Source organism: Nonomuraea sp. CX421 (assembly GCF_059358955.1).
In genome coordinates, this window is the sequence record NZ_JCADBK010000004.1 from 487,288 (window position 1) to 514,214 (window position 26,927).

Genomic DNA, 26,927 nt, shown 5'->3' on the forward strand with positions numbered 1-26,927 from the left:
GATTACTCTGCCCGGCAGGGCCCCGAGCCCACATCACCGCCGCGCGCCGATCAGCCCACGGCCATCCAGACGTTGATCCGCAACGACCAGGTGCCGTCCGGCGGGCTGACGAGAGAGCGTTCGTCCTGGCGGGTGACCAGGCCCATCACCTGCGTGGGCGACCCGTACGCCGAGACCTGCTCCGCGTCCGCGCCCAGCACGACCGGCACCCGGCCGGCGGCCCGGACCCGGCGGATCAGCCGGTGCACCTCGGCGTCGGGCGCCGTGTCGTCGACCACCCGGCGCACCTGGGCGGACGGGAAGCCACAGGTGCCGCGCACCACCTCGGTGAAGCGCTCAGCGGTGACCCGCTCGACGATCAGGACCGAGGCGTCGGCCGGGATGCGCTCGCACAGCGCCGCCACGGCCGCCCGCTCGCCCCGCTCGACCGGGGTGAACGCGGTGCCGATCGAGGTCACGGCCGGCGGCGCCACGAGGAGCACGACGCCCAGCACGGCCACCCAGCGCCTGCCCGGCGCCCGGTCGCGCAGCAGGCCCAGCCCCCACACCGCGAGCAGGATCAGGCCGGGGATGACGACGGGGACGAGGCGGCGGGAGGCCCATGGATGGTCGGGGGTGATCTCGGGGCGCAGCAGCGTGGTGACCGTGGTGAAGCCGATGATCGCCAGGGCCGGCAGCCAGGCGAACGGCCGGCCGTCCCGCAGCAGCCGGCGCGTCAGCACGGCCGCCGCCAGCGTGGCCAGCACGATCACGGGCGCCCCGACGTACCAGGACACCCACTGCAGCGACTGCTCGAAGTAGAGCCGGGTGGCGTCGGCGGCCAGCCCGTTGTCCCGCTGGATCTGCTCGATGAACAGGCTGTTCAGCCGGTCTTCGCGCGTCGTCGGTGTCCGGCGTACGGTCTGGAACCACGGGCGGGCGGCGAGAACGGCCATGACGAGCACGACCAGCGCCGCGCCGATCTCCGGCAGCCGGCGCGGCAGCCGGATCCGCGCGAGCCACGGCGCCAGGGCGGCGCCGACGAGGGTGAGCGCCAGCACGGCGGCGCAGATCATCAGCAGCGGCCGGACCGAGCGCGACAGGTAGGTCAGGTACGGCGCGGCCAGCTCGTACGCCGCGAACAGCCCCACCCCCGCTCCGGCGAGCACCCCCGCCAGCAGCGGCGCCCCGATCGCCCCCGGCGGCCGGCCGAGCCGGCGCATCCCGATGAGCAGTCCCGCGAACACCAGGACCGGCAGCACGTCGCGCAGCCCGTCGATCCTGACCAGGACCGCGAGCCCGAACACCAGCCCGGCCAGCGCGCCCGCCGCCCGGCGCGGCACGGGCCCGGCCATCGCGTCGTGCAGCAGCGCGATGCCGCCGAACAGCAGGATCAGCGACGGGATCTCGCTGAGCGTGGTGCGCGAGGTGTAGAGGATCGGCAGGCTCACCGCGAACACGAGCGCGGCCGGCGCCGCCCACCGCCCGCCCGCCAGCCGGGCCGTCACCCCGGCCACCAGGAGCACCGCGAACCCGCCCAGCACGGGCGGCGTCAGCAGCAACCCGCCGAGCCAGGCGCCGGCGGCGTACAGCAGCGGCGGCCCCGGCATGAACTGCGGCACCACCGAGCCGTCCACTCCGTAGAAGCCGACGCTCTCGAAGACCAGCCACGGGTCGGGCCCGCCGAACGCCTCGGCCTGGGCCGGAATCGGCAGCGAGCCGTGCCCGGCGAGCCAGACGGCGTACTGGGCGTAGGTGGCCGGGTCGCGCCGGACGATCAGCGCCTCGGCGTGCATGACCAGGTTGAAGGCCGTCGATCCGGCGGCGACGGCGACGACCGCGGCGACCTGCCGCGCGGTGGCCTCGACCACGTCGCCGAGGTGACGCAGCGCGACCACGCAGAACGCGGCGATGACCGGCAGCCCGAGGGCCAGCGCGGGCAGCGGCCGGTAGTGGCCGAGGAGCAGCAGCGCCAGCCCCGACGCCAGCCAGCCGGCCACCACGAGGGCGGGCAGCACCGAGACCACGGCGAGCACCCGGCCCGCCGATGGCCGTCGCGCCTGGTCGAGCCGGTCGGATCCCATCGGTGATCGCGAGGGTATCCAACCGGGAGGCGCGCCTGGGTGACGCGGGGCGGTGCGAAACGCGGGTACCGTACCCGAGGAGCCGGTGAAACAGGAGGTCGTGCGGGTGGTCACGGGAGAGCTCGACCCCGCCGGTGCCGGCTCCCCCGGCCCCAGGCGCCGCCCGGCCGCCGGCCCCCGCCCGTGGCTGCGGGCGCTCCCGGCGCTGCGGCGACACCGCTGGTTCCTGGTGATCCTGGCCGCCGGCACGGCGCTGCGCGTGCTCACCATGCTGGGCTACCGCCCGGCGTTGTGGTTCCCCGACTCCTACACCTACATCGTCACCGTCTTCCGGCCGCGTCCCGACCTGGTGCGCCCGGCGGGCTACTCGGCGTTCCTCAAGCTGCTGGAGCCGTTCCACTCCTTCGCCATGGTGACCGCCGTGCAGCACCTGCTCGGGCTGGCCACCGGCGTGCTGATCTACCGGGCCGCGTGCCGGTCGCCCAGGTGGGCGGCCACGCTCGCCACCGTGCCGGTGCTGCTCGACGCCTACCAGATCGAGGTCGAGCACCTGCTCGTCTCCGACACGCTGTTCATGTTCCTGGTCGTGGCGGCCGTGACGCTGAGCCTGGCGGGCAGACGCTCGGCCGTGACAGGCCCGGCCGTGACAGGCTCGGCCGTGGCCATCGGGCTGCTGCTCGCCGCCGCCACGCTGACGCGGACGGTCGGGCAACCGCTGATCGTGGTGCTGGCGGGCTGGTTCGTGCTGCGCGGGCGGGTCGGGGGGCGGGTCGGGGGCCGGATCAGGTTCGCCGGGGTGCTGCTGGCCGCCGCGCTGGTGCCGGTGCTCGTCTACGGCGCCTGGTTCCACGCCACCTACCAGCGGGTCGGCCTGGTCGGGGCCAACGGCGCGTTCCTCTACGCCCGGACGATGTCCTTCGCCGACTGCGCGAAGATGGATCCGCCGCCGGAGCTGCGGGTGCTGTGCGATCCGCGGCCCGCCGAGCGGCGGCCGCCCTCGCAGGAGTATCTCTGGGCCAAGGACTCCCCGCTGGTCGTGCTGCCCGGCATCACGTTCACCAAGGAGACCGACGACCTGGCGGCCCGGTTCGCGGCGCTGGCCATCCGCAGCCAGCCGCTCGACTACGCGGCCTCGGTGCTGACGGAGCTCGGCCGCACCTTCGTCTGGGGCCGCCCGATCTACCCCGACCAGGAGATCTACGACTACTACGAGTTCCCGTCGGCGTCACCTCCTCCGCCGGGTCGCTGGGCCGCGCGGCTGGGCGTCGAGCTGGGCCGGCGTTACGAGGCGGGCCCGATCGGCACCGAGGTGGCCGAGCCCTACGCCGGCTGGATGCGCGCCTACCAGGACGTGGCGCGCCTGCCCGGCGCCGCGTTGCTGGTGATCCTGCTGGTCCCGCCCGTGGTCGCGATCGCTCGCCGGCGGCGCGCCCCGGCCCCGCGCGGCTGGCTGCTGCCCTGGTCGACGGCGGTCGTCCTGCTGGTGGTGCCCCCGGCGGTGGCCGAGTTCGACTACAGGTACGTCCTGCCGGCCGTGCCTCTGGCCTGCCTGGCGGCCGCGCTGTCCGGGAGCCGCGAGCCAGAGAACGGCAAAGAGTTTGCCCATGATATTCCACGAAATGTCCAGCTCTGAGTATGATCTGGCGTTGAATCATCACGCCCGGGTCACGACTGATCTCTCAGTCCTGGCTGCGGGTACGCCGTACGTGACCTAGTCTCGTGGCGCAAAGAGAGACCGAGCCGGCGCGCGACGGACTGGGCGAGGGGGCGCATGAACGACTACAGGAGCGCGTCCTTGGAGGACCGCAGGACCGCCCAGACCGATCCCGGCCACCGCGGCGCCCGTCGGGCGGCGCCGCCACCTCCTCCCGAGGGCCCGCCGCCACGCCGCCACCGCGGGGGAGGCAACGGCAACGGCAAGATGCGGATCCTGGCCTGGGTGAGCATCGCGACCACCAGCCTGATGGTCGTCGGCTCCCTGACCGGCTACACGCTCTACCGCGACGCCTTCGGCGAGATCAAGCAGAAGGGCATCAAGGACGACATCATCAACCCGCGGCCTCCGGCCACCGGCGCGCTCAACGTGCTGCTGGTCGGCTCCGACACCCGGGCGGGTGCGGGCAACGCCAGATACGGCCAGGAGACGGCCAGGCAGGCCGACGCCGGCGGCAAGCGCACCGACACCATGATCCTCATGCACATCTCGCCCAACCGCGATCAGGCGAGGCTGGTCAGCTTCCCGCGCGACTCGATGGTGCAGATCCCCAGGTGCAAGAACGAGACGACCAAGCAGGAGATGCCGGCCCGCCGCGACATGATCAACTCCGCCTACAACTCGGGCGGCATCGCGTGCACCATCTCCACCCTCGAGACCCTCACCGGCATCCGCATCAACCACTTCGTCGAGGTCGACTTCAGCGGCTTCAAGAACATCGTCGACTCGCTCGGCGGCATCGAGATCTGCCTCAAATCGGGCGTCAACGACAAGGCCTCCAAGCTCACGCTCCCCCCGGGCAAGAGCCTCCTCAACGGTGAGCAGGCACTCGGCTACGTGCGACTGCGCAAGTACGGCGACGGCAGCGACATCCAGCGCATCAAGCGCCAGCAGATCTTCCTCACCAAGGTGGTGCAGAAGGCCACCAGCAGCGACCTGCTCACCAACCCGGTCAAGCTCCCCGGCTTCGTCAAGGCCGCCGCCCAGTCGGTGACCATGGACCCCGACCTAGCCGAGGACCCCGAGCAGCTCATCCAGATCGCGCAGAGCGCCCAGAAGATGACCGCGGGCGGGGTCACGTTCACCACGATCCCCTGGATGCCCGACCCCGAGGACGCCAACCGCGTGGTGTGGAAGCAGCCCGACGCCAACGAGCTGTTCAACGCGATCAAGAGCGACACCGAGGTCGCCACCCCCGAGCCGTCGGCGAGCACCGGCAAGCCCAAGGTCGCCATCAAGCCCGAGCAGGTGCAGGTCCAGGTGCTCAACGGCACGACGACGATGGGCAAGGCCAAGGAAGTCGCCGACATGCTGAGCAAACAGGGCTTCAAGGTCACCGGGGTGGGCAACTACACGGCCCCCGACGGCCGGCCCCAGCCGACCACCCAGATCCGCTACGCGAAGCGGGCCGCGACCGGCGCCGACTACGCCAACGTGCTCGCCGGGATGGTCACCCCCAAGCCCGCGCCCACCGCAGGCAAGATCACCCCGTCCACCACCGACGCCTACGTCTCCCCGGTGCCCCTGCCCTCCGAGGGGGCCAAGGCCAAGGGCACGCCGGTGATCCAACTGATCGTCGGCGGTGACTTCAAGGCGGTCAAGGTGACCAAGCTCCCCGACAGTGTCAATAACAGCACGATCACCGCAGATCAGAAGAATGTCTGCACCTGACCTCCGGATTCCCTGTGTAACAGGGGTCTGGCGACCGAGGCGAGAGACAGGACCCGTCCGGCCGGGATAATGTAATGCGGGTCGGCGACACCTCTCGCCCGCGTCGTCAAGGGTTCTCGTCAGGCGTGGCGGTTGTCGCGTTCCCCCGGCCCCGAGCGAAGCTGAGCGACTCCGTAGTGTCTGAGACCAAGCACTCTCCCCCGGTCACGCCCCCCGCACGCCCGGAGGCCCCTGGCGAGAGCTCCGGCCCCGCCAGCACGGGAGCCAGCTGGCCGTTGCCCGAGCAGACCTTCTGGGGCGACCAGACCGATCCGCGCGGCGTGCGGCCGGGCGACACGGAGCAGGAGCGGCCCGACGCCGAGCCGGAGCCCGAGCCAGAGCCGCCCAAGCGCAAGCGCGACCCCTACCTCGACAACGTCAAGTTCATCCTGATCGCGCTGGTCGTGATCGGTCACTCGCTGGTGCCCACGCTCGGCGCCGACTCCGCCAAGACGCTCTACATCTTCGTCTACACCTTCCACATGCCGCTGTTCGTGCTCATCAGCGGCTACCTGTCACGCAACTTCTGGAACTCCAACGCGAAGACCAACAAGCTGGTCGACACGTTCCTCGTCCCCTACGTGATCGTGGAGGTCGGCTACGCCGCGCTGCGCTTCGCGCTGGGCCAGAAGTGGTCTCTCACGATCATCGACCCGGCGTGGCTCAACTGGTACCTGCTGGCACTGCTGTTCTGGCGGCTGTCCACGCCGGTGTGGAAGCGGATGAAATATCCGATCCCGGTGGCGATCGCGATCTATCTGTTCGCCGGGTTCTCACAGATCTCCGGCGACTTCAGCATGGACCGCTTCTTCGGTCTGATGCCGTTCTTCGTCATCGGGCTGGTGATGCAGCCCGAGCACTTCGAGATGCTCAACCGCCGCTGGATCAAGATCCTCTCGGCGGTGGTCCTGTTGGCCGCCGCCGCCGTGGCCGTCCTCATCGCGCCCAAGGCGAGCCTGAAGCCCTTCTACTACAAGAACAGCTACCAGGACATGGACCTGTCCTGGTGGATGGGCCTCGGCGTGCGCACCGGGCTGCTGGTCTGCGCGCTGGCCATGTGCTTCGCGGTCCTGGCGCTGATCCCCCGCAAGGAGACCTGGTACTCCGACCTCGGCACCCGCACCCTCTACTGCTATCTCCTGCACGGCGTGCCCGTGCTCATCGCCAAGGAGATGGGCTGGCTGGAGTTCCCGTGGCTGTACGGCCCGCTCGGCGTGCTGGCGATCAGCGCGAGCTGTTTCGCGCTGGCGATCGTGCTGTGCCTGCCCGAGACGCGCACGGTGTTCAAGTGGGTCCTCGAACCTCGCCTGACCTGGCTGTACCGCCGGCCCTCCAGGGAAGTTAAGCGGTAGTTCGGCCCGCGTTCACGCCCCTGACCCGCTGGCCGCTCAGCATCGGCGTATGCGGGTTTGCGTCGCCACGATCGTCCACCACCCCGAGGACGCCCGGATCATGCACCGGCAGATCAGGGCGCTGCTCGACGCGGGTCACGAGGTGACCTACGTCGCCCCGTTCACCCACTTCAACGTCACGCCCGCGATGGGCCTCACCGCGATCGACGTGCCCCGCGACCCGGGATACGGCCGCGCCCGCACGGCGCTCAAGCGCGGGAGCAAAGACGCGGACCTGCTCCTCGTGCACGACCACGCCCTGCTGCGCGTCCTGCCGTCGCGCCGCCCGCCCGTCGTCTGGGACGTGCGCGAGACCGCCGGCGCCAGGCGGCTCGCGCGGGCCGGGCGCCGGCACCGGCTCTGCACGCCCGCCCTGGTGCCGGAGGCCACCGTGGTGGCGGCGGCGCCGCCCCCTCCCGGCGACACCCGGGTGGTCCACATCGGGCGTCTGTCCGCCGGACACGGCGTGGCCGAGCTGATCGAGGTGGCCCGTCGGCTCGTCCCGCACGGCGTCCGGATGGACCTGATCGGGCCCGCCGACCGTGACGTGCGCCCGTCGCTGCGCGACGCCCAGCGGGCCGGGCTGCTCGACTGGTTCGGGTACGTGCCCAGCCGGCACGCGCTGCGCATGGCCGAGGGCGCGCTCGCCGGGCTGTCACTGACCGCCTCCACGGGGTCCGGGATGCCCGCCAAGGTGCTCGACTACCTGGGCCGGGGACTGCCGGTGGTCACCACCCCGCCGGCCGCCCCGCTGGTCGAACGGGCCGGCTGCGGGGTGGTGGTGCCCCTGGACGTGGGCGCTGTCGTACGGGCCGTGCTCGACCTGAAAGAGGATCCCGTACGGCGGGCCGAGCTCGGCGCCCGCGGCCACGCCGAGGCCCGCCTGCACCACCACTGGCCCGACCACGCCCCGGTCTTCGTCGCCCTCATGGAGACCTGGGCCGGGCTCGGCGCCCCGGTCCAGCCGCTGACCGTCTAGGGCCGTTCGACGTCGTAGGTCACGTCGGCCACCCGGACCGTGCGGACCCGCGGATCGTCGAGGAGGCGGCGCAGCTTCCCGACCGTGACCAGGTTGTCCACGTACGCGTAGGCCAGCCCGGCGTCCGCCGCCTTGCGCAGCCGATCCAGGGTCAGGTCGAAGTGGCGCAGGTTGGCGTCGTCGTGGTCGCGCAGCAGTCCGGTCCAGGCCCGCAGGTTCTTCACGTAGTCCCGGGGCGTCTCGTAGCACATGCCGCTGTTCGGCAACGGAGCTCTGTCCCAGGTGGTCGTGCCCCAGGTGATGGGGATCGCCCTCGGCCGCTGCTCGTAGACGACCTTCTCCGGGCAGGCGCCGTGGTCGCGGCCGAAGCGTACGAGCTCGTCGGGTGTGAGAGGCCGGTCGAACTCGACGACCGCCAGCGCGTTGAGCCCTTCGGGCAGCCTGGCCAGCACCTTCCGGCTGCTGTCCGCCGGCTGGTTTCCGGTCCGCACGTTGGCCAGCGCGGTGCTCAGCGTGGTGTTGGCCGAGTTGCCGAGCGGCAGCCTGCCGACCCGGCCGAAGAAGTCCTGCGTGATGGTGTGGCCGGAGCCGCCGTAGCCGGTGAAGCCTCCCGCCGCTCGGATCGGGCTGCCGCTCACCGTGAACGACAACGACAGCGGCGTGGCCTCGCAGCAGTGTTCGACGCTCAGGTTGTAGGCCGGGTTGTAGATCTTGAACGCGGTGCCGAGCACGTCGGTCATCCGTTGCTGCCGGTCACCGCGTTTCTGCACCAGGGCCGAGCCGAGCGTCGCCACCAGCGCGACCACGGTCAGGGCAGCCAGCACCATGGACGTGGTCCGCACCAGGCCCCTGCGGACCGCCCGGCGGGTCCTGCGGGGGTCGAAGTCCGGCATGGGCGGCAGATCGTCTTCGGTCATCGGGAGGCTCCGTAGCTGTCGGCGAACGCGGCTCTGGCCCGCCACACCGCGGTCTTGATCGTCGAATGGCTTCTGCCGGTCATCGCGGCCACCTCCACCATCGAGAAACCGTCGAGGTAGACCAGGGTGAGCAGCCTGCGGTGCCGCTCGGGCAGCCGGTCCAGAACGTCGTGCACGTCCAGGGCCTCGACGTGCAGCGGCGGCACGCCGAGCTCGTCCGGGTCGGGCAGCGCCGGCTCGTGGCGGCTGCGCCGGACATGGTCGAGGAGGACGTTGCGCGCGATGGCCAGCAGCCAGGCGGCGGCGTTCTCGCCCCGCCAGCCGAGCAGCGCCCGGGTCGCCTTGACGAAGGTCTCCTGCGCGAGGTCCTCGGCCAGGTGGGGATCGCGGGTCCGGCGTAGGAGGAACCCGCACACGAGCGGCCAGTGCTCGCGGTACAGCTCCTCGATGATGTCGCCCTCCGCGCTCTAGCGATTGTCACAACAGAACAGACGCGTACCAGGAAGGAATGGTCACAGCCCTTCCCGATTGATGTACTGGACGCATGGCATCGCATCTGATCCAGGGCCGAACGGTCAGCATGCCTGTCCGGGTGAGAGACGCCAGCGTCTGCAGCGCGATGTATCCCGTGCGCGCCGACGCCGCCAGGGCGGTGATCGCCTACTCGGGGCTGGACGTGGCCGAGTTCCTCCCCGGCAAGGCGATCTGCGCGCTGACGTTCGTCGACTACCTCGACGGCGACCTCGACACCTACCACGAGTTCGGCGTGGCGTTCCTGATCCGGCCGCCCGGCTCGACCGGCTCCCCCGGCCTGGGCGATCTGCGGCAGGCCGGGGTGTTCATTCACTGGCTCCCCGTCGACCAGCGGTTCACGCTGGAGGCGGGGCGCACCATCTGGGGCTTCCCGAAGGAGCTGGCCGACATCGAGTTGCGGCTCGACTCGCCGTACAAACGGTGCATCGTTCGCAAGGACGGTCGGCTGGTGCTCGACATGCTGCTCAAACCCGGCGTGCCGCTGATCGGGCCCGGAGCGATGATGCCGCTCGACGCCTTCACCCACCAGGAGGGGGTGACGCGCCGCGTGCCGTGGTCGGTCCAGGCACGCGGGGTGCGAGCGCGCCCGGGCGGCGCGCTGATCAGGCTCGGCAACCACCCGGTCGCCAAGGAGCTGAGCGAGCTGGGCCTGCCGAAACGCGCGCTGTTCAGCTCGACGGTCGCGCACGTCACGATGACGTTCGGCGGCGCGGAGCGCCTGTAACGGCCAGGCCGCGCAGGTCAGACCATGGCGGTCAGGTCAGGCCGCGCAGGTCGGACCGCGCAGGTCAAGCCGGGGCGGTCAGACCGTAGTGGTCATGCCGTAGTGGTCAGGCCGTCGACGTCAGACGATCGGCGGGCGGCCGAGCTTGACCATGCGCCAGGCCGTGCGCCAGGCCATCGGACGGCGCTCTCCGGCGGGTGTGCGGAGCCCCTCGAAGAAGCCGGTGAACCAGGCTTTGAGGGCGACACCGGAGCCACGCTCGCGAATCAGGGTGAGCACGATCCAGTCGAGCAGGTAGAGGACCGCCAGCGGCCACGGCAGGTTGCGGCGGGCCAGCCACACGCGATTGCGGGCGTTGAGCCGGTAGAACTCCGCGTGGCGTGTCGGCGGGACCTGCGGGTGGTACATGACCGTCTCGGCGTCGTACTCGATCCGGTAGCCCTCGCCCAGCAGCCGCCAGGCCAGGTCGGTCTCCTCGTGCGCGTAGAAGAAGCGTTCGGGGAGCCCGCCGACCTGCAGGAAGGCCGAGCGCCGGATGGCCGAGGCGCCGCCGAGGAAGGTGGTGACCGGCGAGGAGCGCTGCGGGTCGCCCGCCCGCAGGCGGGGGACGTGGCGGCGCTGGCCGATGCCGCCCTCGGGATCCATCACCCGGAAGGAGATCACCGCGAGGTCGGGCTCGGTGGCGAAGCGGTCTCGAACGTGCGCGACGACCTTCTGGTTGGCATACCAGCCGTCGTCGTCGAGGAACAGCACGACGTCGCCCGAGCACTCCTCGACACCGCGGTTGCGGCCGGCCGGAATGCCGGTGTTGCTGTCAAGCCGGATCGTCTTCACGGTCGCGGCCGAGCCCTCGGGTGGCGTCGCCGACACCGCGGGCACGTCGGCGCCGTTGCCTACGATCACCACTTCGACGTCGCCGTCGACCTGGTTGAGCGCGGATTCGACCGCCCGGTTCAGCTCCGCGACCCGGTTGCCCATGGTGAGGATGACGCACGAGATCTTCAACGAATCATCGTCCTGACGCGTTGAGAGCACGGGCGGAGCATTCTTTCATGATCACCGAGTCTGCTGGTCTGTCATTTCCTGGATTTGGTGGAGCTAAGCGTATCGGAACCGCTGTTGAACCCCCACCGAACAGCGGACGTCCGATCAATACGACGGACGACAGGCGCTGACGGTTCCGGAAGGAGATCACGCAAGCCGCCTCGATGCCAGAATGCTCACCAGATGCAGCACCGTCTGCAGCGCCGCGGCCGCGAAACAGGCCACCAGCAACACCCTCGTGGCCAGCAGGTCGCCGGTGAAGACGTCGACCACGGCGGCCACCACCACGAGGATCGACAGCTCGACCGCCTGCACGAGACGGTGGAACTTGGTCGCCCCCACGATCCGGCGGCCGAGCGCCAGCAGGCCCGACCTCATCTGGCCCGCGGCGGACTCCGTGGCGGCCGGCATGCCCGCGCGGGCCCGGGCCACGTCGACGAGATCGGTCTCGGCCTTGATCAGGATCGCGCCCAGCGCGGTGGCCAGGCCCAGCACGGTGTACCAGTCGGGCAGCACCTCCGAGGCGCGGAAGCCGAGCCCCACCAGCAGGGCCGCCTCGCACAGGTAGTGGCCCACCCGGTCGAGGTAGACGCCGGTGATCGAGGTGCGTCCGGTCCAGCGGGCCAGCTCGCCGTCGGAGCAGTCGAGCAGCAGGTAGAGCTGGATGAGCAGGGCCGCGAGCACAGCCGCCCAGAGCCCCGGCAGCGCCACCACCACCGCGGCGGCCAGGCCGCTCACGATCATCAGCCAGGTCGCCTGGTTGGGCGAGATCGGCGTCTTGGCGAGCAGCCAGGTCAGGTAGGGCGACACCTTGCGCATGTAGAGGGAGCCCGCCCAGTGCTCACCGCTCTCACGGTCCATGGTGCCGGCGGGCTGCGCGACCCGCCGGAGCTCAGCGACCGACGGCCCGGACATAGTCCTCCACCCGATCGCGAATCTCGGTGTCGCCCATGTCTAGGTGCTCCAGGATCGTGTAACGGCCGGGACGGGTCGACGGGGCCAGCGCCACGGCCTCGGCGAACTGCGCGCTGGTCAGCCCGATGTCGGCGGGGACGACCGGCAGCCCATGACGGCGCAGGCAGTCGGTCACCTGCGCCAGCCTGGCCGTGTCCTGCCGGAGGGAGAAGCAGAAGGCGGCACCGATGCCGGCGAGCTCGCCGTGGTTGGAGGTGCCGGGAAAGAGCTGATCCACGGCATGCAGGATCTCATGATCTCCACCACTCGCGGGCCGGGACGAGCCCGCGATCACCATCGACATGCCCGACAGGATCAGGGCTTCGGCCAGGACGATGAGGAAGGCGTCGGACTCGATGGAGTCGGCGCGGCCGATCAGCGCCTCGGCGGCGGTGCGCGCCATCGAGCAGGCCAGCCCGTCGAGGGGCTCGCCGTGCTCGACGTTGCCGAGCTGCCAGTCCTCGATGGCCGACAGGTTACTGACCACGTCGCCGATGCCCGCCCTGACCAGCACCCGGGGCGCGGAGTGCACGAAGTCGAGGTCGACCAGGATCGCCAGCGGCATCGGCACGCCGAACGTGCCCTTGCCGCCTTCGTACACCAGCGAAGCGGTGGGCGAGCAGATGCCGTCGTGGGACAAATTGGTGGCCACGGCGACCATCGGGATGCCCGCCAGCGACGCGGCGTACTTGGTCGCGTCGATGGTGCGCCCGCCACCGACGCCCACGACCACCTCGTAGGCGCCCTTGCGCAGGTCGGCGCCGAGCGAGACGGCCGCGTCGACCGACCCGTCGGCCACCCTGAAGACCTCGGCCTCCCCCAGCGTGGGCGCGATCAGGCCCTCGATGTGGTCACCCTGGCCGGGGCCGACGGCGACCGCGACCCTGCCGGACGTCGCGACCCTGCTGTCGGCCAGCAGGGCCCCGAGCTGCGCCACCGCGCCGCGCCTGACCGACATGGTCAGGGGCGCGGGCAACATTCGCGCTAGAAGCGGCATCCCGCCTCCTCAGTAGCGGACGGCTATGGTGCGAGCCTTCGCCAGGTCGTCGTGGTTGTCCACTTCGACCCAGTCGACCTCGCCGATCGGCGCCACGTTGATGCGCGCGCCACGGTCGACCATCTCCTGGTAGCCGTCCTCGTAGTAGAGCTGAGGGTCGCGCTCGAACGTCGCCCGCAGCGCGTCGGCCAGGCCCTCGGCGGCGCCCGGCCGGATCAGGGTGGCCCCGATGTACTCGCCGTGGGCCTCGGCCGGGTCCATCAGCTTGGTGATGCGCCTGAGCGCGCCGGCGTCGTCGAGGGTCACCTTCATCTCCTCGTCGGCCAGCTTCTTGACGTCGTCGACCGCGAGCAGGATGTCGCTGGTCTCGGGGGCCGACAGGAGCGTCTTCTCGACCGAGACGGGGTGCACGGTGTCGCCGTTGACGAGCAGCGCGCCCTGCGCGAAGTAGTCGCGGGCGCACCAGAGGGAGTAGGCGTTGTTCCACTCCTCGGCCTTGTCGTTGTGCACGAGCGTGAGCTTGACGCCGTGCCGCCGCTCCAGCTCCTCCTTGCGGTCGTGTACGGCCTGCGCCGCGTAGCCGATCACGACCACGACCTCGCGCAGGTCGACCGCGGCGAGGTTGCGCAGCGAGATGTCCATGATCGTCCTCTCACCGTCGACCGGCACGAGCGCCTTGGGCAGCGTGTCGGTGTAGGGCCGCAGACGTCTTCCGGCTCCAGCGGCCAGCACCATTCCCAGCAACGTGCACTCCTCAGTCGAACATGACTACGTAGGGCCAAAGGTTAGCTGGCTTTGACCGTTCCTAATCAATGATCAGGAGTGGGTCTTGGACCCACGTCCCGGCATTGCGCGCATCCCGAACGGTTTTGGACGCACTGGTCTCCCGCGTTCCTCGTGTGGTCCCCGTTCGGGTACGTGCATCATGTGCACGCTCCGTGACGGGTGGGCGGGTTTCCTCACGTCCTCGGATACCTGGCTCGGCCTGGACGGTCCGATGCCCCACACGATCGCTCTGGTCGGGTGGGGGCGGTGCCGTCCGTCGCCGGATCGGGTGCCCGAGGGCGCGTCGCCCGATCGCGATACCGGCGGCATCGTGACGGGACATTGTGCGGCGCGGGGAGACCAGCGGCTTTTGCCAGTGCCGGGCTCCCCACTGAGAGGTGTAGGCGGGATCGACCGCGACGATGGACAGACCCGCCTCGGCGGCCATCGAGATCAACCGGGCCTTGAGCTTGCCGGTGGGCATGCCGGAGATCAACTGGCGGAACCGCTTCTTACGGCCGTGCTTCTCGCGGGTCTTGGCGGCGGTGAAGTCGAGGTCTTCAATCGCGATGGCGGCCACGCCGCAGCTCTTGGCCCAGTGCAGGAGTCGGGTGATGGCGTGCCGGATCTGCGCGTCACGGTGATCGGCCGGCCCGGACAGGTCGTAGGAGAACCGGTGCGGTTCACCGACCGGGTTGCCGTGCCGGTCGAGCCGGTAGGCGGCAAAGTGATCGGCGTTGGTATCGACACCGATCATGCCGTTCGCGCGGGCGGTCTCCAGCGGGACGGTCGTGACGACCGGGCGTTGCCAGGATGCGGTCAGGTACCAGCGTCCGCGTTCCACGTCGAGGTGGATGCGGTAGGCCACGGCCCGGTTGCTGTCGATCCTGTCGCGCCACTCGTGTCCTCGATGCGCGAAGGCGACCTTGGAGGCGAGGATGTACCGGCCGTGCTCGCTGTTGGCCAGGTGCGCCAGCGGGGCTGGGAGCTTGATGGAGACTTCGCCGTCCGGGGTGAGGCGGATCGTCTCGTTGCCGAAGCGTTTGCCTGACTCTCCATCGGCGGCGAGGAACCAGCGCTCGGCTTCCCACCGCTGCCGCCACTCATGCTCGGTGAGCTGGGCTTTGCCGAGGTTGTGGCGGGCGCCCAGGAGTCGCCTGCCGCCGCGTACCACATGCACGCGCCCATCTTCGCGATCGGTGCGGGCCCTGTCGAGGCGGTGCCGAAGGATGTGCAGGCGACGGGACTTGTGGAACCACTCGCCCTTCGAGCGGTAGCCGCCCGCGGCCCGTTTGGTGCCCTTGTCCCCGAGCGGCTGCGACAGCCGGTGCATCAGCATGCGCACACCGGCTTCGAGGGTTTCGATGTGGGCGAGCTGGCAACGGCGCGACAGAGCCCACTGATCGTGCGTGGCCTTCGTGATCGACCCGGCCCATCGGGACGAAGACTCGCAGGTCAGCCGCTGCTTACGGGCCGCCCATTTCTCCGGGGTGTGATCGCTTCCGTCCGCGCAGCGTATCTTGAGGTCCAGCGACGCCAGCGTGCCCAGGTGATCACCGATCAGCCGCAACACCTTGTCGTCCTCGATCGTGAGGTTCTTGAGACGGTCGCGTATCGCCACACCGGACGGGCCGAGGGCGACGAACGGCGCATCGATGGCGCGCAGTTGCTCCTTCTTCCTCTTCTTCGGCGTCTCACTCATCGGCAGCCGCCGCTTTCAGGGCCTTCCTCGCCCGGTTCTTCGCCGAGCGGCGACCGTACAGGCGGGCGCAGAACGAGGTCAGCACCTCGACCATGTCCCGCACGAGGTCGTCTTCGACTTCACCGTCATCCAGGACGACAAGACGACGACCAGCGGCCTCCAGCGCGGCTTCGACGAGTTCGGTGTTCATCCGGCCCAGCCGGTCACGATGCTCGACCACCACGGTCGTCACCTTCGCATCGGCCAGCAGACGACGGGCCTTCATGCGCCCGCCGTTCATACCGGACGCGATCTCGGACTCGACACGGACGACCGTGTGCCCCGCCTTCGCCGCCCACTGCGACAGCCGGGCGACCTGGCGTTCCAGGTCCGCCTTCTGATCGTGGGAGGAGACGCGGGCGTACAGACCCACGCCGCCGGTCACCGGCGGTGAGGTGTTCGCGTCGATGTTGACCAGGATCGTGCGTGGCCCCACTCGCTCCGCGGGAACCGGCAACGTGCCCTCACGGAACCAGCGGTACGCGGTGCGAGGAGCAATTCCCTGCGCTCGCGCCCATTCCGTCAGGTTCACAAGGCAAGACGCTACACCACCCTTGAACAGTAATGGTCACTAACAAACACTCAATCAGCAGCAGTTGCCAGCCCCTAGTCTGGCGCGACCGGTGGGGTGGCTTCCACCTTGGAGCGGGGCGCGGCGAGCCAGCAGGTGAGGCTCTCCCAGCCGAACAACGCCCACAGGTAGACCGCGAGCAGCACGAACCCGCCGGTCATGAAGCCGACGACGGCGGTCAGTGAGATCACCAGCATCCGGCCGTCCCAGCCGAGCGCCGCCGTCGACAGCCACGGCGGCGGATAGACGTGCTGGCGCAACCGGTAGACCAGATCGTAGTGATGGAAGGCCAGCGCGCCGAGCAGCAGGAAGATCAACGCGGGATGCACGTCGTGGGCGAAGCCGCAGGCCGCGATGAACGAGTATTCGATCATCCGCAGGATCGGTGGCACCAGCCAGTCGAACCGGCCGTCGTGCGGGTGGGAGCTGCCCGGTCCGGCCAGCAGGAGCGTCACGAGCGGCGCGAAGAACGCGATGCCGTCGGACCCGGCCACGCCGAGCAACAGCAGCACGCCGGTGACGAACGTCCCGGCGATCACCGGCGGAAGCGGCGGCAACTGGCCCGCCACGAGCAGGCCCATGCCGCGCGAGAGCGGTCCGTCGTCGCGGTAGGCGACGACCTTGCTGTCGGGAACCGGCGTCATGTGCACCGTGATCATCGGGCCGACCTCGCAATCCGGCCGGCGAGCTGGTAGGCCGCCGCCACCCCGCCCCACCCCAGCAGGGCTACGAACGTCACGCGGGCGTTGAACACCGCCGCCGTGATCGCGATCAGCGCCATCCGCTCCCCGATCGGCAACACGATCATTCGTTTGGCCCAGCGGGTGATCGACTCGCGTTCCATCCGCTGGGCCAGCCGCAGCACGCCCTGCCTCGGCACGTTGTGGCGGGCCGCGTCGGCCGGCTCCAGCAGCGAGCGCGCCGGCTTGGCCCACAGCGCGCCGACCCGTCTCGCGTCGGCCAGCGCCCCGCCGTACGAGAAGTCGACGGAGTGGCGTACGACCTGGAGGATCATCGCGGCGGCTGCGAGGTACCAGATGCCGTCGGGCCCGCCAGGGCCGGACGGCACACCGGCGGCGTAGCCGAAGGCCAGGCCGACATAGACGATGTACTCCTTCAGCCGGTCGGCCATGCCGTCGGCCCACGCGCCGAGCGGCGAGAACGTGCGGGTGTAGCGGGCCAGCTGGCCGTCGAGGCAGTCGAGCACGAACGACAGGTAGAGCAGCACCGCCCCGCAGATCTGCGCGGTGCGGTCGCCCGCCGAGAACCAGACCGCCGACAGCACGGCCAGCGCGACCGAGATGCCGGTGACGGAGTTGGGCGTGAGCTTGAGCCGGGCGGCGGGCCGCACCAGGTGGCGCGACCAGGACGAGACGAAGTAGGTGGCGAAGAAGCCGTCGCGGGACTTGATCGCGCCGTCGAGCCGGACCTCGGCCTCGTCCACCTCGGCCAGTCGTCCGATCGCCGCCTCGGCGGAGGACTGGCCGGTGACGCGGTCGGCGTGCAGGGGCCCGAGCCGGACGGCGCGCACCCGCACGCCGGACCGCACCAGGCCGACCAGCAGCAGGTCGATCGCCTCGACCGTGGTGACGGGCCCGAGTTTGCCCGCCTCGGCCAGGTCGGCCAGCTCCTCGGCCAGGTCGGCCAGCGTGGCGAGATCGGCCTCGCTCACCTGGAGCACGCCCCGGAACGTGGCGTTGGCCTCGGGAACCGTGTGGAAGGAGCTTCCCGAGGCGCCGACCACGCCGTTGTCGTCGCGGACGGGCGGCCGCAACGGGCCCTCGACGGTGTCATGGGAGATCAGCGCCATCGTGGCCCGAGACGGGTCCTCCACCAGCGACGCGAGAGCCTCGGTGTGCGCCACCAGGTCGGCCGGCAGCACGACGACAGCGCCCTCCGCGCTCCTCACGATCTTGGCGATGCCGCGCAGGTCGGCGCCGAGCCCGTCGCCGGGCGAGAGCACGTGGACGTCACGGACGGGAAGCGTGGCGAGCTGGTCGTTGATCCGGTCGAGCAGGGTGCCGTCGCCGCAGGGAAGCCGGCCGGCCGGGGTCGTGGCGAGCAGCACCACCGAGGTGGTCGCGCTGGCACGCGTCATGGAATCAGTCAAAAGCGCAGGTCCTCCCGGTCGCGAGGGAGTGCGTGGACACAGCGTAGCGACAGGGCGACGCGATAACACGGAACCGGGCCGTTACGCTCGCCGTATGAATTCCCGGTTGTCCACTGTGGGCGTGATTCTGGCGGGCGGTGTCGGCCGGCGTGTCGGGCGCGGCACGCCCAAGCAGCTCATCCCGATCGCCGGACGATCCATCCTGGAGCACACCCTGGCCGTGTTCGACGGCTCGCCCGAGATCGACGAGATCGTGGTGCTGATGACGCCCGGCTACGCCGACCAGGTGCGGGAGATCGTGGAGCGCCGCGGTTTCGGCAAGGTCGGCCAGATCGTCGACGGTGGCGAGAGCCGCACGGAGAGCACCTGGCGGGCGTTGCGAGCGATCGGCCACCGGGAGTGCGACGTGCTCCTGCACGACGCTGTACGCCCTCTCCTGGAGCCCCGGATCATCACGGCGTGTGTCCGGGCCCTCCAGACCCACACGGCCGTGGAGGTGGCCATCCCGAGCTCCGACACGATCCTGGTGGCCGCTCCGGGGCCCGGCGGCGAGATCATCGGCGACGTCCTTGACAGGTCGCTGTTGAGGCGTGCCCAGACCCCGCAGTGCTTCCGGCTGTCGGTCATTCGCGAGGCCTACGAGCGGGCCCTCGCCGACCCCGAGTTCGAGCGGCGGCCCGCCACCGACGACTGCGGCGTGGTGCTGCGCTACCTGCCGGACGTGCCGATCCACCTCGTGCCGGGCAGCGAGCGCAACATGAAGGTCACCCACCCCGACGACCTGCACCTCGCCGAGCGGCTCTTCCACCTGGCCGACGCGGGCGTGCCCGCGCCGGGGCCGGCGGGCCGGCGGGCCGGCCTGGACGGCGCGACCGTGGTCGTCTTCGGCCCCGGGCGCGACCTGGCGCTCCTGGCCGAGCAGGAGGGGGCTCGGACGCGCGTGTTCGCCGGGGAGGTGCGCGTCGAGGACCACGACGCGGTCGTCAAGGCGCTGGCCTCGGTGGGGCGGGTCGACCACGTGGTCTACGCGCCGGAGGTCACGCACCTGGGCGGGCTCGCCGACGCCGCCGACGAGACCCTGCGGACCGGCTACCTGGGCCCGGTCAACGTGGCCCGGGCCGCCCATCCCCACCTGCGCGAGACGCGGGGCGGGCTGCTGATCGGCACCCACGGCCACACCGAAGGCGGGGCCGCCCACAGCCTCCGCTCCTCGGCCCGGGCCGCGGTCGCCGACCTGACCCGGGCCCTGGCCGCCGAGTGGGCCGGCGAGGGTGTGCGGGTCAACTGCGTCGACCCCGGGGCGCCGGCTCAGACCTGGCTCGACATCCTGGTGTCCGGGCTCACCGGGCGGGTGCCGGGCGGCGCCTGACGGACGCCGCCCGGTCTCACGAACCCGGTGGGCGGGCGAGCTTGCGCGGGCTGGTCAGGAAGCCCCAGCCCCAGGAGATGTGCATGGTGGCGTACACGAGGGGGAGCCTGAGCTTGACCGCCGCGGGATACCCGCTGCTGGTCAGGGCCGAGCCCGCGAGGATGGCCAGCGCGTAGCCGCCCGGGACGATCAGCGACAGCGGGAAGAACGGCGCGACGACCAGGCCGAGCGCCATCGCCACCACCGCCGCCGGCGGCGCGAGGTAGCGCAGGTTGATCGTGCCCTCGTGGGTGCGTGAGACCACGTGCCGCCAGCGTCCGTAGTGGAAGTACTGCTTGGCCAGTGCCTTCACGGTGGGCCGGGGCCGGTAGGAGACCCGCATCCGCGGCTGGAACCACACCAGCCCGCCGGTCTGGCGGATGCGGTGGTTCATCTCCCAGTCCTGGGCCCGCTGGAAGTGCTCGTCGTAGCCGCCGACCCGGTCGAGGGCCGTGCGGCGGAACACCCCCAGGTAGACCGTGTCGGCCGGGCCGGCCGTGCCGCCCACGTGGAAGGCCGCCGCGCCGACGCCGATCTTGGACGTCATGGCGCACGCCACGGCCTTCTCGAAGGCGGTGACGCCCTCGGCGGCCATCACGCCGCCCACGTTGTCGGCGCCGGTCTCCTCCAACGTCTCGACCGCGACGCGCAGGTAGTCGGAGGGCAGCATGGCGTGCCCGTCGACCCTGGCGATGATGCCGTTGCGGGAGGCGGCGATCGCGGCGTTGAGCGCGTTGGGGGTGCGGCCCGTAGGGTTGGGCACCACGACGACCCGGCGGTCGGCCCGGGCGATGGCCTCGGCGACCTCCTGGGTGCGGTCTTGTGAGGGCCCCACGGCGAGGACGACCTCGATCTCGCCGGGATAGCTCTGGGCGAGGACCTGGGACACGGCCTCGCGTAGGTGCCGCTCCTCGTTGAGGACCGGCATGACGACGGAGATGGGTGGCCAGCTACGTGTCTCCGCTGGCGCGTGCGGCGAGTCGGGGAACTGCTTCATGGCGGGGCTCACGCTACTGTACGACCAGGGGAGGAGGGCAATCGAAGGCCCGATCCTCCGGCAGCACAGAGGGGGACGGGATGCGCGACCCGGGCGAGGAGGACGCTGGGGTGCACGTGGGCGGGGACGCCTACGGCGGCGTCAGGCTCGCGGGCGGTCGCCGGCGAAGGCGTGGCAGAGGCGCCAGAGCCCGTCGCCGAAATGTGATCATCGCCGGCCTGTTGTCCACCGGAGTGCTGGTCGGCACCGGCGTGGTGTGGGCGACTCCCCGGCAGATCGGCTCGGTCGACGCCGGCGTGGCCGAGTCGGCGCCGCGCGGCGCGATGAACATCCTGCTCGTCGGCATCGACAAGCGCGACGACCTCACCCGCAAGCAGCAGAACCAACTCAAGCTCGGCCGCGAGTCGGGCCAGCGCACCGACACGATGATGGTCATCCGCCTGTCCGAGGACCACACCCGCATCACCGTGGTGAGCCTGCCCCGCGACACCTGGACGACCATCCCCGGCCAGGGCGAACACAAGATCAATTCGGCCTACCAGTTCGGCGGCCCGAAGCTCGCGGTCCAGGCCGTGCAGCACGCCACCGGGCTGCGGATCAACCGCTACATCGAGGTCAACGTCCTCGGCTTCATCGACGTCGTCGACTCGCTCGGCGGGGTGACGGTGTGCACCCCGGTGCCGATCAACGACCCCAAGACCGGGCTCACCCTCGCCGCCGGCACCCACGAGCTGCGCGGGGCGCAGGCCCTCGGCTACGCCCGCACCCGCGCCACGGCCCGCTCCGACCTCGACCGCATCGACCGGCAGCAGCAGGTCATCTCGGCGATGCTCGACCGCGCGCTGAGCGCCGGCACGCTGGCCAACCCGGCCCGGCTGGCCTCGTTCGTCAACTCCACGCTGCGCACCGTCAAGGTTGACCCCGACGACGGGCTGATGGGGCTCGCCACCCAGCTCAGGGACGTCTCCCTGAACGACGTGAAGTTCGCCGACGTGCCGCTGTCCAACGTCGACTTCAAGACCCCGACCGGCGAGTCCGCGGTGCTGTGGGACAAGGACGCGGCGCGCGACATGTTCGCCCGGATCGCCGCCGACGAGGACCTGGCCGAGCCCACTCCCTCGCCCAGCGCCTCGGCCTCCGCCAAGCCGACCGCCCTCACGATCCCGCCGGAGCGCATCTCGCTCGTGGTCAAGAACGGCACGCTCATCACCGGGCTCGGCGCGCGCAGCAAGGCGGCGCTGGTCGCGGCCGGGTTCGCGGTGCCCGGCGAGCCGGGCAACACCACGCGTAAGGACCACAAGAAGACGCTCATCCGCTACGGACCCGATCGCGAGGACTCCGCCCGCACGGTCGCCGCCGCCATCCCGGGGGCCGAGTTGCGCGAGGTCGACACGAAGGGGATCGAGGTGATCCTCGGCAGCGACCAGCCGAAGATCAAGAAAGTCTCGGTGACGTCCACGCCGACCGCAAAGCCGTCCACCGGCGCTACACCGGAAACCAAGACGGCAACCCAGAACATATGTAAAAAGTAGGCATAATGATCCCGCCTACGGGCACGTCACACCCATGGTGGTCAGCTGCTGGCGAGAGGATCCCTGCACTGTGCTCCGCGTGGTCGGAGACCTCGACGCGGCGGGCGCGCCCCGTCTGCGGGCGGAGCTCGATCAGGCCCTCGCCGTCCCCCATCCCCTTCATCTCGTCCTCGATCTGACCGAGGTTCCGTTCTGCGACTCCGTGGGGCTCGGCGTGCTGGTCGCCGGCCTCAACCACGTCCAGCGCCGGCACGGCCGGATGATCCTGGTGCTGGCCCCCGGCATGATCAGCCACCTGCTGACGATCACCAACCTCGACCGGCACTTTGAGACGAGCGCGTCGATGGACGACGCGCGCACGGCGCTCGGCGAGGCTGCCTAGGCCCCGCGCGAGAAGACGGCGGCGTGCGAGACGATGGTCACGTCAGTCGGTGCGCACCTCCCTCCGGCCGTGTAGAGCCCGGGAGAGCCCTTCAGGTGGAGGCTTTCACGTTGTTCGATCAGTTCCCCGAGCCTGCCCGATCCCAGCTGGTCGCCGCGTACGAAGAGGGCAGGACCCGGCCCGAGTGGTGCTTCACGGAAGGCCAGGCGCGGCTCGCGTTCTGGGCGCCCTTCCGCGACGCGCCACCGGTGATCACCTGGCAGTTCGACCCCGGCCCCGATCCGGAGACGGCCGCCCGGCTGCTGCGGGACAGCCTCGCGGCGATGCGGCTCAACAAGATCATCCATGACATCGCCCTTCCTCCTGGGCTGATCCCCACCGTCGACCGGGCCGTCGAGCACGAGGCCCTGACGGCGGCCGGGTTCGTGATGGAGGTCGAGCGGCTGATGCTCGAATGGCAGGCCGGCAGTGACCTGCCAGAGGATCCGGGCAGGCTGCGATACGTCGCCGCCCGGCGACTGGACCCGGCCGAGGTGCTCGACCTGCTGGTACGCATCTCGCACGGCTCACTCGACTACGACACGCGAGTCGAGGTGGCGACCGAGGGGGCCGAGCACGAGGCCCGGTGGATGTATGACGACCTGGTCAACCGCAAGGCCAAGCCCAGCTGGTTCGTCATCGGCTACCTCGGCGACTCGCCCGTGGGCCTGGTGGCGCCCGACGACCACTCCATCGCCTACATCGGCGTCGTGCCCGAACACCGCGGCCACGGCTATGTCGACGACCTGCTGGCCAAGGGCACCCGCACCCTCGCCGAGGCGGGCCTGCAACGCATCGTCGCCGCCACCGACACCGCCAACACCCCGACCGCGGCGGCCTTCCTGCGGGCCGGCTACTCCCAGGTCGGCCGCGTGTTCCGCTATTACTGGAGGACGCCGTGAGAGGTGAGCGCGTGAGGACGCCGTGAGAGGCGAGCGCGTGTCGTTGGCGGGTGCCGTGAAGCTCGACGCAGACTGCTGGAGGCGATCGTGAAGGCAGACATGAAGCCAGGCATGAGGTTGGGCGTGATGTTCGACCGCGGGCTGCCGCCGGAGCGGCTCGTGCCGTTCGCCCGCGAGCTCGACGCCGCCGACGGGGTGTCCGACCTCTGGGTCGTGGAGGACCTCGGCTGGACGGGCGCCATCTCCTCGGCGGCGACGGCGCTGGCGATGACCTCGCGGCTGCGCGTGGGCATCGGCATCACGCCCGCTCCCCTGCGCAACCCGGCGCTGCTCGCCATGGAGCTGGGCAATCTCGCCCGCCTGCATCCCGGGCGGCTCGCGGCGGGCATCGGGCACGGGGTGCCCGCGTGGATGCGGCAGGCGGGGGCCGCCGTGTCGTCCCCGCTGTCCCTGCTGGAGGAGACGATCACCTCGGTCCAGGCGTTGCTCAGGGGCGAGACGGTGACCATGCGCGGCCGTCACGTGCGGCTCGACGGCGTCTCCCTCGTCCACCCGCCCGCCGAGCCGCCTCCGCTGCTGGCCGGGGTGGTCGGCCCGCGCTCGCTGGCGCTGTCGGGCCGGCTGGCGCAGGGCACGATCATCCCCGAGGGGCTGGGGCCCCGGCAGCTCCCGTCGATCCTCGGGCACATCGACCCGCCTGACGGGCACGAGCTGGTGGCCTTCGTCCACCTGTGCCTGGGCGACGACGCCCGCGAGGTCATGCGGGCCGCCGTCGAGGACCAGGCCGCGTTCCTAGGGCTGCCGCCCGACGAGGTGGTCACGGCCTCGGGCTCGCCCGCCGAGGCCGCCGCCCAGGTGCGCGGGTTGTGGAAGGCGGGCGTGTCGACCGTGGTGGTGCGCCCCTTGGGCTCTGACCCCTTGTCGCACGTACGAGGGCTGCTGGCCGCCCTGTCAGCTTCTCGGCCGTAAACGCAAGGCCATGTAGTTAAGCCGTGGATGACGGCGTCAACTTGGCGGCCGAACGGCGGAGGCGGGTCGGCCGGATGACCGATGGCGGCTCGCCCGCGCCGGACCAGGATCGACGGCATGAGGCGAATCATGGCAAGCGCGGTTCTGGTCGCGCTGGGATGGCGGGCGGATGCGGGTTGGACGCCGAGGAGGTGCACGACGGCCGGACCTTCCAGCATTCCGGTGACCGGCTCACCATCGCGTCGTCACTGGGCGGGCTGCGCGTCCTGCCGGGCACCGGTACGGAGATCCGGGTGGACCGGTGGGCCAAGGGCAAGGCGGCCCAGGAGGGCAACACGTCCTGGTCGCTGAGGGACGGCACGCTGCGGCTGAGCGCCGACTGCACCATGATCCTCGGCGACTGCGGCGCCCGCTACCACGTCAAGGTGCCGCCCGGGACACGACTCGTGATCAAGGCTGGCGAGGGGGTGGTCCTCGACGGGCTGCCTCAGGACATTGACGTGTCGGCCTCCGGGCCGATCAGGGCGTACGGCACGTCAGGCAGGTTGCGGCTGCTGGCCGAGGACAGTGTGATCGCGGGCGACCGGCTCAGGTCGTCCAGCGTCCGGGCCCGGACTGTCAGCGGGTCGATCAACCTCTCGTTCGCCGCGCGGCCGTCCAAGGTGGACGCGGTATCCCGCGAAGGGCGGGTCACCACGACGGTCCCGGACGGCGCTTACCGGGTCACGGCCGAGAGCACGCACGGCAGGGTGCGGTCGCAGCTCAAGGACACCAAGAGCGACAACGCCGTCATCGCGAAAAGCACTTCCGGAGATGTCCGAATAATCGCGAAATGACCTGATATCGCGGCACGAATGCCGTACTCCCCTGTTTCCAGCGGCAATAGCCGCTACGCGGGGCGACAAACCGCGCTTCACCCCGAATGCGCTAACAAAGAGGGGCGGTTTGCTCCACCGGTATCGCCTTGGCAAGGAGTAAAGCGATGTCGTCCCGTTTGTCAGCCGGACGCTGGGCCTTGACGATCAGGTCGCAAATCTGCTCGATCTGTCGTGGCGGACCGGTCAGCAGCGAGCACAGGTCCGCGATGCCGTCGACGATGCTCCGGTCACGGGTCTCCACCAGCCCGTCGGTGTAGAGGGCGAGCATGCCGCCGGCGGGCAGGGTTGCGTCGCAGATCTCCAGCCGCTCGCCGCCGACTCCGAGGGGCGGCCCCGGCACGACCGGGACGATCTCGGTCAGGCCGTTCGGCCTGACCAGCACGGGCGGCACGTGCCCCGCACTGGCGATCGCGAGGGCCCCGGTCGCCCGGTCGTACGTCGCGTAGACGCAGGTCGCGAGCTGGTCGGCGTCGAGCTGCTGGGCCACCCGGTTCAGCCGGAACAGCAGCTCACCCGGGTCCAGGTCGAGGCTGGCCAGGGTCTGGGTGGCGGTCCGCAGCTGGCCCATCGTCGCCGCGGCCCGGATGCCGTGGCCCATGACATCGCCGACGACGAGCGCCGTACGGTCGTCCGAAAGCCGGATCACGTCGAACCAGTCGCCGCCCACATGAGCCAGGTCGCCGGCGGGCAGGTAGCGGTAGCCGATCTCCAGGCCCGGAGACTCCTGCAGGAGGCTCGGGAGCAGGGCGCTCTGCAGAGTGAGCGCCGTGCGCCGCTCACGACCGTAGAGCCGGGCGTTGTCGATGCAGATCGCGGTGCGCGCCGCGAGCTCCTCCGCGAGCGCGATGTCGCCGTCCTGGAACGGCTCGCTGGACTCCCGGCGTACCAGCACGAAGAATCCGAGCACGTTGCCGCGGGCGACCAGCGGCGTGACGAGGAACGAGCAGCCGGGCAGCAACCGGGCGATGATCGGGCGGCCGAACGCCTCGGCGTTCTCGTCGCCGACCACCTGTTCCAGCCTGGGCACCAGCACGGTCTTGGCGGTGGCCATGGCCTGCCCCTGCGGCAGCAGCGGCGGGTAGACCGCGACCTCGCCGACCGGGAAGGCGGTGTTCCAGTCCCAGGGGTTGTCGACCGCCACGGCGGTGGCCACGCGCCGGACCAGCGCGGAGCCGTCCTTGGGGCGGACGGGGAACTCTCCTTCGGTGATGAGCCGTTCCTGGACCATGATCCCGCCGGTGTCGGCGAACCTCGGCACGGCGACGTCCAGGACCTCGCGGCAGGTGTGAGCCAGGTCAAGAGTGCTGCCGATGCGCGTGCTCGCGTCATTGAGGAACGCGAGCCGCTCCTGCGAGGAGGCGGCAGCACTCAACCGTAACTCGATGCGACTGCGAGGATCCTTGATCAGGAAACCAGGATTCACCGGGACGTCGCCCTCCAGTTGGCTACGAAAACACCGCTCATCGAATCACAAGGAAACTCACAATGAGAAGAAATTACCGCTTCATCTGCTAGCTCGAAAGCGGAAAAATGGTGCCAAATCGGGGGCTGAGTTCGTCGCCAGGTTCGCCCTCTGGCGTGGGCGCGGCGAACTTCCTGTCCGCCC

24 protein-coding genes are annotated in these 26,927 nt (G+C 70.6%); 11 read left to right on the top strand and 13 right to left on the bottom strand.

Features of this window, described 5'->3' with window-relative positions; genetic code table 11:
* Window positions 1-50: 50 nt before the first annotated feature.
* The gene (locus tag AC5L3X_RS10985) at window positions 51-2,063 is read right to left on the bottom strand and encodes a hypothetical protein (RefSeq protein WP_494856744.1); all 2,013 of its coding nucleotides are present in this window, start codon (window positions 2,061-2,063) and stop codon (window positions 51-53) included.
* A gap of 85 nt (window positions 2,064-2,148) precedes the next feature.
* On the opposite strand from AC5L3X_RS10985, the gene AC5L3X_RS10990 reads away from it, so the two are divergent.
* The 4 genes from AC5L3X_RS10990 to AC5L3X_RS11005 all read left to right on the top strand — a co-directional run bounded on the left by AC5L3X_RS10990 (window position 2,149) and on the right by AC5L3X_RS11005 (window position 7,857).
* The gene (locus tag AC5L3X_RS10990; protein ID WP_494856745.1) at window positions 2,149-3,696 is read left to right on the top strand and encodes a hypothetical protein; all 1,548 of its coding nucleotides are present in this window, start codon (window positions 2,149-2,151) and stop codon (window positions 3,694-3,696) included.
* A 138-nt stretch (window positions 3,697-3,834) separates the two neighbouring features.
* The gene (locus AC5L3X_RS10995; RefSeq protein ID WP_494856746.1) at window positions 3,835-5,448 is read left to right on the top strand and encodes an LCP family protein; all 1,614 of its coding nucleotides are present in this window, start codon (window positions 3,835-3,837) and stop codon (window positions 5,446-5,448) included.
* A 275-nt stretch (window positions 5,449-5,723) separates the two neighbouring features.
* Entirely contained in the window at window positions 5,724-6,839 is a 1,116-nt protein-coding gene (locus AC5L3X_RS11000; protein WP_189126775.1) for an acyltransferase family protein, read from the top strand.
* Between the two features lie 49 nt (window positions 6,840-6,888).
* Complete coding sequence (locus tag AC5L3X_RS11005; protein WP_494856747.1) at window positions 6,889-7,857, top strand: glycosyltransferase; 969 nt, start codon at window positions 6,889-6,891, stop codon at window positions 7,855-7,857.
* On the opposite strand, the gene AC5L3X_RS11010 is transcribed toward AC5L3X_RS11005, so the two are convergent.
* Together AC5L3X_RS11010 and AC5L3X_RS11015 are read right to left on the bottom strand one after the other, a co-directional pair.
* Complete coding sequence (locus AC5L3X_RS11010; RefSeq protein ID WP_494856748.1) at window positions 7,854-8,774, bottom strand: hypothetical protein; 921 nt, start codon at window positions 8,772-8,774, stop codon at window positions 7,854-7,856. The two genes, AC5L3X_RS11005 and AC5L3X_RS11010, sit on opposite strands and share 4 nt — an antisense overlap.
* Entirely contained in the window at window positions 8,771-9,226 is a 456-nt protein-coding gene (locus AC5L3X_RS11015; RefSeq protein WP_308425870.1) for an RNA polymerase sigma factor, read from the bottom strand. Before AC5L3X_RS11015 ends, AC5L3X_RS11010 begins: the two co-directional genes overlap by 4 nt.
* Before the next feature lie 140 nt (window positions 9,227-9,366).
* On the opposite strand from AC5L3X_RS11015, the gene AC5L3X_RS11020 reads away from it, so the two are divergent.
* Window positions 9,367-10,032 carry an acetoacetate decarboxylase family protein gene (locus AC5L3X_RS11020; RefSeq protein ID WP_494856750.1) on the top strand — a complete coding sequence of 222 codons (666 nt, stop codon included), beginning with the start codon at window positions 9,367-9,369 and terminating at the stop codon, window positions 10,030-10,032.
* Between the two features lie 120 nt (window positions 10,033-10,152).
* Here the strand turns inward: AC5L3X_RS11020 and AC5L3X_RS11025 are convergent, their stop codons facing one another.
* From AC5L3X_RS11025 to AC5L3X_RS11060, 8 genes are all read right to left on the bottom strand, one after another.
* On the bottom strand, window positions 10,153-11,037 hold the full coding sequence (locus AC5L3X_RS11025) for a glycosyltransferase family 2 protein (protein ID WP_494856751.1): 885 nt from the start codon (window positions 11,035-11,037) through the stop codon (window positions 10,153-10,155).
* Window positions 11,038-11,223: 186 nt separating this feature from the next.
* Window positions 11,224-11,991: a CDP-alcohol phosphatidyltransferase family protein gene (locus tag AC5L3X_RS11030; protein WP_189126780.1), complete on the bottom strand. Its 768-nt coding sequence runs from the start codon at window positions 11,989-11,991 to the stop codon at window positions 11,224-11,226.
* Window positions 11,969-13,009 carry an iron-containing alcohol dehydrogenase family protein gene (locus AC5L3X_RS11035; RefSeq protein ID WP_494856824.1) on the bottom strand — a complete coding sequence of 347 codons (1,041 nt, stop codon included), beginning with the start codon at window positions 13,007-13,009 and terminating at the stop codon, window positions 11,969-11,971. Before AC5L3X_RS11035 ends, AC5L3X_RS11030 begins: the two co-directional genes overlap by 23 nt.
* A gap of 27 nt (window positions 13,010-13,036) precedes the next feature.
* On the bottom strand, window positions 13,037-13,771 hold the full coding sequence (locus AC5L3X_RS11040; RefSeq protein WP_494856753.1) for a phosphocholine cytidylyltransferase family protein: 735 nt from the start codon (window positions 13,769-13,771) through the stop codon (window positions 13,037-13,039).
* A gap of 61 nt (window positions 13,772-13,832) precedes the next feature.
* Window positions 13,833-15,494, bottom strand: a complete 1,662-nt coding sequence (locus AC5L3X_RS11045; RefSeq protein ID WP_494856755.1) for a nuclease/transposase family protein — start codon at window positions 15,492-15,494, stop codon at window positions 13,833-13,835.
* Window positions 15,487-16,065 carry an IS607 family transposase gene (locus tag AC5L3X_RS11050; protein WP_189126783.1) on the bottom strand — a complete coding sequence of 193 codons (579 nt, stop codon included), beginning with the start codon at window positions 16,063-16,065 and terminating at the stop codon, window positions 15,487-15,489. Before AC5L3X_RS11050 ends, AC5L3X_RS11045 begins: the two co-directional genes overlap by 8 nt.
* 74 nt (window positions 16,066-16,139) lie before the next feature.
* Window positions 16,140-16,763, bottom strand: coding sequence for a DUF5941 domain-containing protein (locus AC5L3X_RS11055; RefSeq protein ID WP_494856757.1), 624 nt, complete (start codon window positions 16,761-16,763; stop codon window positions 16,140-16,142).
* Window positions 16,760-18,202: a CDP-alcohol phosphatidyltransferase family protein gene (locus AC5L3X_RS11060; RefSeq protein WP_494856759.1), complete on the bottom strand. Its 1,443-nt coding sequence runs from the start codon at window positions 18,200-18,202 to the stop codon at window positions 16,760-16,762. Before AC5L3X_RS11060 ends, AC5L3X_RS11055 begins: the two co-directional genes overlap by 4 nt.
* Before the next feature lie 106 nt (window positions 18,203-18,308).
* Between AC5L3X_RS11060 and AC5L3X_RS11065 the strand changes: the two genes are divergently transcribed.
* Window positions 18,309-19,583 carry an SDR family oxidoreductase gene (locus AC5L3X_RS11065; protein ID WP_494856760.1) on the top strand — a complete coding sequence of 425 codons (1,275 nt, stop codon included), beginning with the start codon at window positions 18,309-18,311 and terminating at the stop codon, window positions 19,581-19,583.
* Between the two features lie 16 nt (window positions 19,584-19,599).
* On the opposite strand, the gene AC5L3X_RS11070 is transcribed toward AC5L3X_RS11065, so the two are convergent.
* A complete protein-coding gene (locus tag AC5L3X_RS11070; protein ID WP_494856761.1) occupies window positions 19,600-20,619 on the bottom strand; it encodes a glycosyltransferase family 2 protein in 1,020 nt (339 codons plus the stop codon).
* A gap of 80 nt (window positions 20,620-20,699) precedes the next feature.
* Here AC5L3X_RS11070 and AC5L3X_RS11075 point away from each other — a divergent pair, with 80 nt between their 5' ends.
* The 5 genes from AC5L3X_RS11075 (at window position 20,700) to AC5L3X_RS11095 (ending at window position 25,279) form a co-directional block, all read left to right on the top strand.
* Window positions 20,700-22,151 (top strand): LCP family protein, encoded by a 1,452-nt coding sequence (locus AC5L3X_RS11075; RefSeq protein WP_189126788.1) that lies wholly within the window; start codon window positions 20,700-20,702, stop codon window positions 22,149-22,151.
* A 34-nt stretch (window positions 22,152-22,185) separates the two neighbouring features.
* Window positions 22,186-22,533: an STAS domain-containing protein gene (locus AC5L3X_RS11080; protein WP_494856763.1), complete on the top strand. Its 348-nt coding sequence runs from the start codon at window positions 22,186-22,188 to the stop codon at window positions 22,531-22,533.
* 110 nt (window positions 22,534-22,643) lie between these two features.
* The gene (locus AC5L3X_RS11085) at window positions 22,644-23,474 is read left to right on the top strand and encodes a GNAT family N-acetyltransferase (RefSeq protein ID WP_494856765.1); all 831 of its coding nucleotides are present in this window, start codon (window positions 22,644-22,646) and stop codon (window positions 23,472-23,474) included.
* Between the two features lie 111 nt (window positions 23,475-23,585).
* The gene (locus tag AC5L3X_RS11090) at window positions 23,586-24,443 is read left to right on the top strand and encodes an LLM class flavin-dependent oxidoreductase (protein ID WP_494856766.1); all 858 of its coding nucleotides are present in this window, start codon (window positions 23,586-23,588) and stop codon (window positions 24,441-24,443) included.
* Between the two features lie 176 nt (window positions 24,444-24,619).
* A complete protein-coding gene (locus AC5L3X_RS11095; RefSeq protein WP_494856767.1) occupies window positions 24,620-25,279 on the top strand; it encodes a DUF4097 family beta strand repeat-containing protein in 660 nt (219 codons plus the stop codon).
* 91 nt (window positions 25,280-25,370) lie between these two features.
* On the opposite strand, the gene AC5L3X_RS11100 is transcribed toward AC5L3X_RS11095, so the two are convergent.
* Complete coding sequence (locus tag AC5L3X_RS11100; protein ID WP_494856768.1) at window positions 25,371-26,693, bottom strand: PP2C family protein-serine/threonine phosphatase; 1,323 nt, start codon at window positions 26,691-26,693, stop codon at window positions 25,371-25,373.
* Window positions 26,694-26,927: the final 234 nt, after the last annotated feature.